The organism is Gordonibacter pamelaeae 7-10-1-b (genome assembly GCF_000210055.1).
Classification (GTDB): Bacteria; Actinomycetota; Coriobacteriia; order Coriobacteriales; family Eggerthellaceae; genus Gordonibacter; species Gordonibacter pamelaeae.
Genome location: NC_021021.1, coordinates 1,655,664 through 1,661,353, shown reverse-complemented (window position 1 = coordinate 1,661,353; position 5,690 = coordinate 1,655,664). Strand labels below are relative to the sequence as shown.

The window sequence follows — 5,690 nt, the reverse complement described above, 5'->3', positions numbered from 1 at the left end:
CCCACCGCGCCGCCGGCAGCACGGTTGCCGGGCACCCTCTCCTCCGCAGTCGCCTCGCGGCATGCGCGTCGCCTCCTTCTCCTCGGCACGTCGGCCGCCTCTTCGGCAGGTCAGCGGCTTACGTTGGCCGCCGCGCCGCCTCCGCAGCCCGCAAGCTTTACGTCCGCAGCCCGCAGGCTTTGCGCCGCCTGGCCGCCTCGCCTGCGACGGCCATCGTTTCTTCGCGGTCTGCCGGCATTCGCCTTCCAACCACCTGTCGCCTACAGCTATATGACGTGAACATATATACTCCCAAAACATCTATGTTGTCAACATATATCTTTGCCCACGCCGCCATGCGTCCTGAAAAGCCGTCATCCGGTCGTTGCGCTGCTTCGACGCGCCCGCGCCAGCCGCAGCCTGGTTCGGCGGCAACCAAGCAGGTGAGCCGCAGCAGCGCCGCCCGCCCTCCATCGAGCTACCGCGGATCGGCGCACTTCGCCATCTTGTACGGCCGAAGAAAGGGCCTCTCGCAATACCAGTCGAAAGCACTCCTTCCCGCCACGAGGAAACACCAGCGGTGATTTGGCAGAGAGCCCCCATTTTGGAAGAGAATCGGAGGTAGGTGATTTTTTTGCTCGCTGAAAAATCACCGCACACGGAAGAGTGGATGCAAAATGTCAGGTCGGTGCATCCCGCTTGATCGAATCGGCCCGAGTACGCCGAGCCAAAAATCACCTACCTCGAAATCTCTGCCCTTTTTTCGGCAACAACATCGATGACAATCACGGTTGAGCAGCGGAACCTGCGCCTTCTGGCAGAAATCGCAAGCTATTCGTCGTCGAGATACGAGCAGCCGTCGATGCATGACTCCGCAAAAGCAGCTGAACAGGGAAAACGACGATCCCGAGCAATGGATGCACCCCTGAATAGAGCCAAGATTCTCACCCCATGACGAATAAGCCTCGATTTCTGCCAGAACAGCCTCCTTTTCAAGCGCGCCAAGGTACGGCAAGCGAAAGAATTGGCCGAACCGGCCCGTTTCGCGCGCCGGCCGGCACACCCGAGCGCCCGACGCGCACGCGTGCCGGGCCGCAATGGCGCTGCCCCGTCCCAGAGCGTGCCCGAAGCGGCCTTAGCGCACCTTCGCCACGATGCCGACGAACGTGGCCACGGCGAACACGGCCGAGAAGGCGAACGCCAGCTGGTAGGGCAGCGCGGGGTTGGCGACCGCTGCAGCCGAGGTGCCCGCCAGGGCAATGAGCAGCACCATCGCCGACGTGCCGAGCGAGGCGCACGCCTGGCGCCCCGCGATGGAGAACGAGCTGCCGTCGGTGACGATGCGCCCCGGCAGGCCGGCGAGGCTCCACGAGATGAGCGGGCCCATGAGCCCCGACACGCCGAACGCGCGCACGGCCTGGCAGAACGTGGTGACGGCGAGCGGCGTCTCCTCGTCCAGGAACACCATGAGCACCGACCCGACCGCCAAGAGCGCGCCCGACGCCACCGTCACGGGGCGGATGCCGAACCGGTCGGTGAGCACGCCGGCCAGCGGGTTCAGGAACAGCGCCGCCAACGTGCCGGGAAGGAGCACGATGCCCGCGTCAAGCGCCGTGCCGCCGCACAGCCCCTCCACGTACAGCGGGATGACCAACGTCACGCCCATGAACGAGGCATGCAGCAGGCACAGCACCGCGAATCCCACCGTGTACTGGCCCGACTTGAAGATGCCCATGTTGATGAGCGGGTCGTCCACGCGCTTCTGCCGCCGCACGAACAGCACGAGGAACACCGCACCCGCCGCGAGCGGGCCCCACGCGAACGGGCTGGTGAGCGCGAAGCTGCTCGCCTCGGAGAACCCCAGCAACAGGCCGCCGAAGCCCAGCGCCGACAGCATGAACGACAGCGTGTCGAACCGCTCGCTGCGGTTGCCCTCCCCGCCGCGCACGAGCAGCGCCGTGGCAACCCCCAGCACTGCCACGCCCACCAGCAGCAGCACGAAGAAGCTGCGCCACCCGAACGAGAAGCTGAGGGCCCCGCCGACGGTCGGTCCGATGTTCGGCGCAAAGCCCATGGCGATGCCCGCGATGCCCATGGCCGTGGCGCGGCGCCCCTCGGGAAAGCGCGTCATGGCGATGGTCTGCATGAGCGGAAGCAGAAGCCCCGTGGACACGGCCTGGCAGATGCGCCCGGCCAGCAGCACGGCGAAATTCGAGGCTAGGCAGTCGGCAAGAGCCCCCACCAGGAAGAACGCGAGCGCGATGAACACGTGCTGGCGCGTGGTGAACCGCTTCCCCAGAAACGTGGCCGCGGGAACCGCGATGCCCAGCACCAGCATGTAGCTGGTGGTGAGCCACTGGCCCAGGCTCACGTCGAGCGAGAACTCGCCCATGATCTCGGGCATCATGGCGTTCACGGCCGTCTGCGAGAGGTTGCCGAAGGCGGAGGCCAGCATCACGATGGCGAACAGCGCGTACACGCGCCCCCGCTCGCCCTTGACCAACTCCCGCACCGCAGCCTCCTTTGCCTCCGCGTCCTCTCCGTACCGGAAAGTATAGCCCAAGCGTCGGCGCCCAGGCGCTCCTAAATCGGGGAAACGCTCCGGGTGGAGCGCCCGAGGTGCGCACCCTGGGCAGGTGTCCTGCCGTTGAGCGCCCGGCAGAACGCAGCGCCCGGAACCCGGTTGCCTCGTTGGTTCCCCTTCGTCTATACTTAGTATTGCTAAATACGCTTATGCGAGCGTTCGAAAGGACGGCGGCCATGTCTTCCAACCCCGTGCCCAACTGCGTTGCCGACGGTCAAGCCCCTGCGCGGCGGGGTCGCTGGCGCATCGCGGTCCTCCTTGCGCTCGCCGCGCTTCCACTCGTCCTCACCGCCGCAGCCCAGCCGTTCCTGCCGGAGACGGTTCCCGTTCATTTCGACGTGGGCGGGCCCGACCGCTGGGGATCGAAAGCAGAGCTCTTCGTCGGCGCGGGCATTCTCTTCGCCATCGAGATCGCGGTCGCCCTCCTGTTCGCCGTCTTCGAGCGTCAGCGAGCGACCGGGCGCGAGGACTGGCTCGTGTCGGACAGCTTCGGCGGCCAGATGTCGTTCCCCGTCGTCGCTGGCGTGTTCGCCGTGCTCGACCTCTTCCAGGCGGCAAGCGTGGCGATGTGCTTCGCGGAAGCCGGGTTCGCCGCACCCGTCGACGTGGCGCAACTGCTCGTCGACCTCGGGATGGGCGCGATCGTGTTCGGCCCGCTCGCGTTCTCGCTGTACATGCTGATCACCGGAAAGGGGCTGCGGTTCGTGAACTCCCACCCGGGATCGAGCGAGCTGGAGCGGAAGTTGGGAGCCGACAAGCAGCAGGCGCGCGCCATCGGCGGGCTGCTGCTGTCCATCACGGCGTTCTTGCTCGTGGAGTGGATAGTGACGATGAGATGAGAGAAACGGCTTTATTGCAGGCAAGGAGCTGCTGAAGCGCAACCCGCACATTCGCATCGAACGGAACGAGCGCTAGGCGCGCCCGCCGTCCCCGCAGGGCAGGGGCTCTGCCCTTGCCGCCCAACAGGGCGACAAGCCGTAGGGGTGCCGGCAGGGGCAGAGCCCCTGCCAAACGGAGCCAGCGACAACGCCGCCCGATCGGCGTTTCCCTAGTTGTACGCCTGCTGGGTCTTCTCCAGGCCCGCCGTTACCAGCGAGAGCGCGGCCTGGGCGCCGCGGTCCACGGCGTAGGCGAAGTCGTCGGCAGCCTCTTTCTTGGGCAGCGACAGCACCCAGTCCACCACGGGCATGCGTCCCGGCGGGCGGCCGATGCCCACGCGCACGCGGCTCCAGTCGCGCGTGCCCAGCTTGTCGCAGATGGAGCGCAGGCCATTGTGCCCGGCGTGCCCGCCGCCGAACTTCACGCGCACGGTGCCGGGGTCGATGTCCAGCTCGTCGTGGATGACGATGAGGTGCTCCGCGTCCACGCCGTAGGCGTTCATGAGCTGCTTCACCGGGCCGCCCGACGTGTTCATGTAGCTTTGCGGCTTGGCGAGCACCAGGTCGACATCGCGGTAGGCGCCCTTGGCCGTGAGCGAGCCGCACTCCGTCTTCCAGTAGCGCGCGCCCACCTCGCCCGCAATGGCGTCCACCGCGTCGAACCCGGCGTTGTGCCGCGTGTGCGCGTATTCTTCGCCCGGATTCCCCAGGCCAACTATCAGGTACATCGCGCCCTACTCGAACAGGCTTGCCACGGAGCCGTTGTCGTACACGTTGCTGATGGTCTTCGCGAACAAAGAGGCCAGCGACAGCACCTTGATCTTGCCGGTCTGGCGCTCCAGCGGCACGGGTACCGCGTTCGTCACCACCACCTCCTCGATGATGGAGTTGGCGATGCGGTCGTACGCCGGGCCGCTGAACAGGCCGTGGGTGGCGCATGCGTACACCTGCGCGGCACCCTTGGCCTTGAGGGTGGAGGCGGCCGCCACCAGCGAGCCGGCCGTGTCGATCATGTCGTCGTTGAGGATGCACACCTTGTCCTTCACGTCGCCGATGAGCGCCGTGATCTCGGCCTGGTTGTGCTTCGGGCGGTCCTTGTGCATGATGGCGATGTCGCAGTCCAGCATAGTGGAGAACTTCTTCGCCGCCTTCGCACGGCCCACGTCGGGCGACACCACGCACAGCTGCTCGGGGTCGAAGCCCATGGACCGGTAGTAGTCCACGAAGATGGGCATGGCCGTCATGTGGTTCACCGGCAGGTCGAAGAAGCCCTGGATGGCGTCCTGGTGAAGGTCGACGGTGATCACGTTGTCCACGCCCGCCGCGGCCAAGAGGTCGGCCACCAGCTTCGCCGTGATGGGCTCGCGCGGAGCGGCCTTGCGATCCTGGCGCGCATAGCCGTAGTGCGAGATGACGGCGGACACGGAGCGCGCGGAGGCACGCTTGGCGGCATCGGTCATGATGAGCAGCTCCATGAGCGCGTCGTTCACGTCGTAGCCCTCGGCGCCGCACACCGACTGGATGAGGAACACGTCGGCGCCGCGGACGCTCTCCTGGTAGCGCGCGTAGATCTCGCCGTTGGCGAACTTCTCCAGCTTGACGTTGCCGAGCGAGGCGTTCAGGTGCTTCGCTATCTCGTCGGCGAGCTCGGGGTTGACCGACCCCGAGAACAAGGCCATGCTCTTCTGCACTTCCGTCATGTGCGCGCTCCTTCGTGTTGCCGCGGGGCCGCCGCGCCCGCCGCAGCAGTCGCCCCCTCTCACATGGGCACTATTGTATCCGCAGGCGACGCGCCCGCACAGGGCAATCTCCGCCTTTTCGACAGAGCTCCTTACTTCCCTGCTTGCTGCGCGCGCTTCTTGGCGGCCCAACCGGGGATCTCGCGCTGCTCGGGGCGCGTGAGGGCCAGCGCGTCGGGCGCCACGTCCTTCGTGATGCACGAGCCCGCGCCCACGATGGCGCCCGCACCGATGCTCACGGGGGCCACCATCATGGTGTCGCTGCCGACGAACGCACCGTCGCCGATCACCGTGGGCCACTTCTTCTTGCCGTCGTAATTGCAGGTGATGGACCCGGCGCCCACATTCACGTCCTCGCCGATGGTCGTGTCGCCGATGTAGGACAGGTGCGGCACCTTCGAGCCCTTCCCCACCGTGGACTTCTTGATCTCCACGTGGGTGCCGGCCTTCGCGCCCTCGCACAGGTGCGCGGCCGGCCGCAGGTAGGCGCGCGGTCCGCACGAGGCGCCG

Annotated in this window: 5 protein-coding genes; 1 reads left to right on the top strand and 4 read right to left on the bottom strand. The window is 66.8% G+C overall.

Annotated elements, in window-relative coordinates:
• Positions 1–1,114: 1,114 nt before the first annotated feature.
• Entirely contained in the window at positions 1,115–2,434 is a 1,320-nt protein-coding gene (locus GPA_RS07725) for a DHA2 family efflux MFS transporter permease subunit (RefSeq protein WP_049784268.1), read from the bottom strand.
• Between the two features lie 305 nt (positions 2,435–2,739).
• On the opposite strand from GPA_RS07725, the gene GPA_RS07720 reads away from it, so the two are divergent.
• A complete protein-coding gene (locus GPA_RS07720; RefSeq protein ID WP_049784067.1) occupies positions 2,740–3,402 on the top strand; it encodes a DUF1648 domain-containing protein in 663 nt (220 codons plus the stop codon).
• 209 nt (positions 3,403–3,611) lie between these two features.
• Here GPA_RS07720 and pth read toward each other — a convergent pair whose 3' ends face one another.
• From pth to GPA_RS07705, 3 genes are all read right to left on the bottom strand, one after another.
• Complete coding sequence (gene pth, locus GPA_RS07715; RefSeq protein WP_015539508.1) at positions 3,612–4,169, bottom strand: aminoacyl-tRNA hydrolase; 558 nt, start codon at positions 4,167–4,169, stop codon at positions 3,612–3,614.
• Between the two features lie 6 nt (positions 4,170–4,175).
• Positions 4,176–5,141, bottom strand: a complete 966-nt coding sequence (locus tag GPA_RS07710) for a ribose-phosphate diphosphokinase (RefSeq protein ID WP_015539507.1) — start codon at positions 5,139–5,141, stop codon at positions 4,176–4,178.
• A gap of 131 nt (positions 5,142–5,272) precedes the next feature.
• The coding region (locus GPA_RS07705) for a DapH/DapD/GlmU-related protein (RefSeq protein ID WP_269446286.1) at positions 5,273–5,690 on the bottom strand (418 nt) is incomplete at its 5' end.